The 3,046-nt window shown below is 60.6% G+C and carries 3 protein-coding genes; 1 reads left to right on the forward strand and 2 read right to left on the reverse strand.

The features are described from left to right. Positions 1–76: 76 nt before the first annotated feature. Positions 77–1,249 carry an acetylornithine deacetylase gene (argE, locus tag ACW9JE_RS29910; RefSeq protein WP_224534123.1) on the reverse strand — a complete coding sequence of 391 codons (1,173 nt, stop codon included), beginning with the start codon at positions 1,247–1,249 and terminating at the stop codon, positions 77–79. Further along, positions 1,242–1,919 carry a DUF1028 domain-containing protein gene (locus ACW9JE_RS29915; protein ID WP_224534122.1) on the reverse strand — a complete coding sequence of 226 codons (678 nt, stop codon included), beginning with the start codon at positions 1,917–1,919 and terminating at the stop codon, positions 1,242–1,244. The genes argE and ACW9JE_RS29915 overlap by 8 nt, the downstream gene beginning before the upstream one ends. 453 nt (positions 1,920–2,372) lie before the next feature. Between ACW9JE_RS29915 and ACW9JE_RS29920 the strand changes: the two genes are divergently transcribed. Next, entirely contained in the window at positions 2,373–2,888 is a 516-nt protein-coding gene (locus tag ACW9JE_RS29920) for an Hcp family type VI secretion system effector (RefSeq protein ID WP_224534121.1), read from the forward strand. Positions 2,889–3,046 lie beyond the last annotated feature (158 nt).

The raw sequence follows: 3,046 nt of genomic DNA on the forward strand, positions 1-3,046 counted from the left end.
TCAACGATAACGCTGGCAGCCTGACACCCCGCGGTGTTTGGGAGTCCATCGCGAGCGTGCTCGCTCCTACAGGAAGCTACAACGGCGCGATAACGTCACTCAGATAATCCGCCAACCGCCCCAACATCGCATCACACCCGCGCAACTGCTCCACGGAGATGAACTCATCAGGCTTGTGCCCCTGATCCATGCTGCCAGGCCCGCACACCACCGTCGGAATCCCGGCCTGCTCGAACAGCCCACCCTCGGTACCAAAAGCCACGGTGCCGAAATCCGAAGACTGGCTAAGGATCGCCAGCAACCGCGCCGCCTCACTCTCCGGTGGCGTGGCCAAACCGGGATAGGCACTCAGCGGCCGCAACCTGATATCCGTATCCGCCTGGACTGCCCGCATCTTCGGCAACAGGTGCTGCTCGGCGTACGCCTGCAACTGGCTGGCCACCTGCTGGGCATCGAAGTTCGGCAGCGCCCTCACCTCGAAATCGAACTCGCATTCAGCCGGTACGATGTTCAATGCCCTGCCACCTTTGATCACCCCGGTTTGCACCGTGGAATACGGCGGATCGAAACGCGAGTCATGGTGATCGGGATGCGCCAGCTGCTCGCCGATGCTGCCCAACCGACCGATCAGCTGCGCGGCGTACTCGATCGCATTGACCCCATAAGGCGCGTAGGCCGAATGGCAGGCGGCACCGCGCACTTCACAACGCATCGCCAGTTTGCCCTTGTGACCGAGCACGGGTTTGAGCTCGGTGGGTTCGCCGATCAGGCAGAGTGCGGGTTTGTGCGGACGCTTCTGCAGCTCTTCGAGCATCGGCCGGACGCCCAGGCAACCCACTTCTTCATCGTAAGAAAACGCCAGATGCACCGGGACCCGAAGGGGGCGCTGCACAAAGAGCGGAACCGCCGCGAGCACCGAAGCGATGAAGCCTTTCATGTCCGCCGTGCCGCGCCCGTAGAGACGCCCATTGTTTTCGCTCAGGCGAAACGGTTCCACCGTCCAGGCTTGCCCGTCGACCGGCACCACATCGGTGTGGCCCGAAAGCACCACGCCGCCGGAGGTCTGCGGGCCAATGCTGGCGAACAGATTGGCCTTGGTGCCTTCGTCGTTGTAGAACAGCTCGCTCTGCACGCCATGCCCGGCCAGGTAATACTGGATGAAGCGAATCAGTTCCAGGTTGGAGTCGCGGCTGACCGTAGCAAAGCCGACCAGGCGCTCCAGCAGGTCGCGGCTGGAGACTTCACTCATCCCCCGGCACTCCGTAGCTCGGTGCCGCTGTCGGGTTGAGCGCGCGGGTCAGATAGTCCTGCATTTGCGATCGGTAGGCCTGCCAGAGACCGGCGAGCTGACCGATGGGATCTTCCTCGGCCCAGTCGACCCGCAAATCGATGATCGGCCAGGTGTAATCGCCCACCACTTTCAGCGCCGCGGAATGCACCGGCCCAGCCTCGCCACCGGCAGCCATGGCAGCCTGCATCGCCGCCAGCAGGCGATCCGCCAACTGCCCGGGCTCGGCCTCGAACGCCTCAACCATGGCCTCGATCACCCGTACATCGCTGAGCAGATTGCCCGCCGCCACGCACTGCTCGCCCTTCACGGCGTTGTGCACGCCCAGCGACTCCTTGCCACTGAAACAGGCAATCCGCCCGGACGCATCGATCACCGTGACCTGCCGATACTGGCTCCAGCCGTTGGCACTCAGGGCCTTGTCCAGCGCGGCCTCGGCCTCCAGATGCTGGTGCTCCAGCAGATCGAGAATCTGCGGTCCCAGCGCCGGCAGCGTGATGTTCTGCGTAGACACCGCCCCGACCCCTGCCCGCGCCCAGGGACAACGCGCGCCCACCGCAATGCTTGAAGAACTGATGGCGATGCCTAGCTGCCCGGTCTCGGGGCAACGTCCGATAATCGAGAACGTCATGACTTACTCCTGTCGTTTCCTGTGCGTGGGAATTTGTATTCTGTTCATGCACAGGGAAGGGAGAAAGCAGGTTTTTTGTGGCTATTGATGAGGAAAAAACTGGGCAGGTGATTGCCGTTATTTCGCCCCTGAAATCGCAAGATGCGTTAGAGCCCAACTGCGCAAGAAGTTGCGCAAAAAAATGTGGATAAAGCTGTGGACACCTTTCTGCACGCTATGTCGTTCGAGGCCTACAGATGAGTGCGCAAGAAGTTGCACAGCACTGCGCAACTTCTTGCGCACTTTTTGGGGTGATTTGGCGTCGAAATGTTTCAAAAATCGGCTAAAGCCTCTTCATCTACCCGGTTTCATTGGCCCTCAATATTTCTGGCACGTTCCTTGACTAGGACTCAGGCACCCACCGGGCGATTTTGCCCTCTGGGAACCCCTGAAATTTCAGCAAGGAGCACACTCATGGCAACACCCGCATACATGTCCGTTACCGGCGAAAAACAAGGCCTGATCACCGCTGGCGCCTTCACTGCCGACTCCGTGGGCAACACCTTCCAGGAAGGTCATGAAGACCAGGTCATGGTTCAGGCATTCACCCACGACGTGATCATCCCGCGTGACCCGCAATCCGGTCAGCCAACCGGCCAGCGCATTCACAAACCCGCTGTGGTCACCAAGGTCTTCGACAAGGCTTCGCCGCTGCTGCAAGCCGCGCTGACGTCCGGAGAGCGCATGACGGAAATCGAGATCCAGTGGTTCCGCACCTCCGCGCAAGGCACCCAGGAGCACTACTACACCACCAAACTGGAAGACGCGATCATCGTTGCCATCAACAACAAGATGCACAACTGCCAGGACCCGGAAAACCTGCACTACACACACCTGGAAGAAGTGCATTTCACCTACCGCAAAATCACCTGGACCCACGAAGTCTCCGGCACTTCCGGTTCCGATGACTGGCGCGTCCCCGTCGTTTAATCGCAGCTGACCGTTACAGGCATCGACCCACCTAACAGGTCGATGCCCTTCAAACCGTTCGCGTGCGCCGAGGCCTTTCAAGCCATCGGTGCACGCAGCACAGCACGAGGAACACGGAATGTTCGCACCCGCCAATCAACCCCAATTCGCCCTGACCA

The organism is Pseudomonas sp. SDO55104_S430, from assembly GCF_054070595.1.

What these genes read in the sequence shown, in the direction of transcription:
- ACW9JE_RS29915 (WP_224534122.1), bottom strand. Translation starts at nt 1,919, where the DNA reads ATGACGTTCTCGATTATCGGACGTTGCCCCGAGACCGGGCAGCTAGGC.
- argE (WP_224534123.1), bottom strand. Translation starts at nt 1,249, where the DNA reads ATGAGTGAAGTCTCCAGCCGCGACCTGCTGGAGCGCCTGGTCGGCTTT.
- ACW9JE_RS29920 (WP_224534121.1), top strand. Translation starts at nt 2,373, where the DNA reads ATGGCAACACCCGCATACATGTCCGTTACCGGCGAAAAACAAGGCCTG.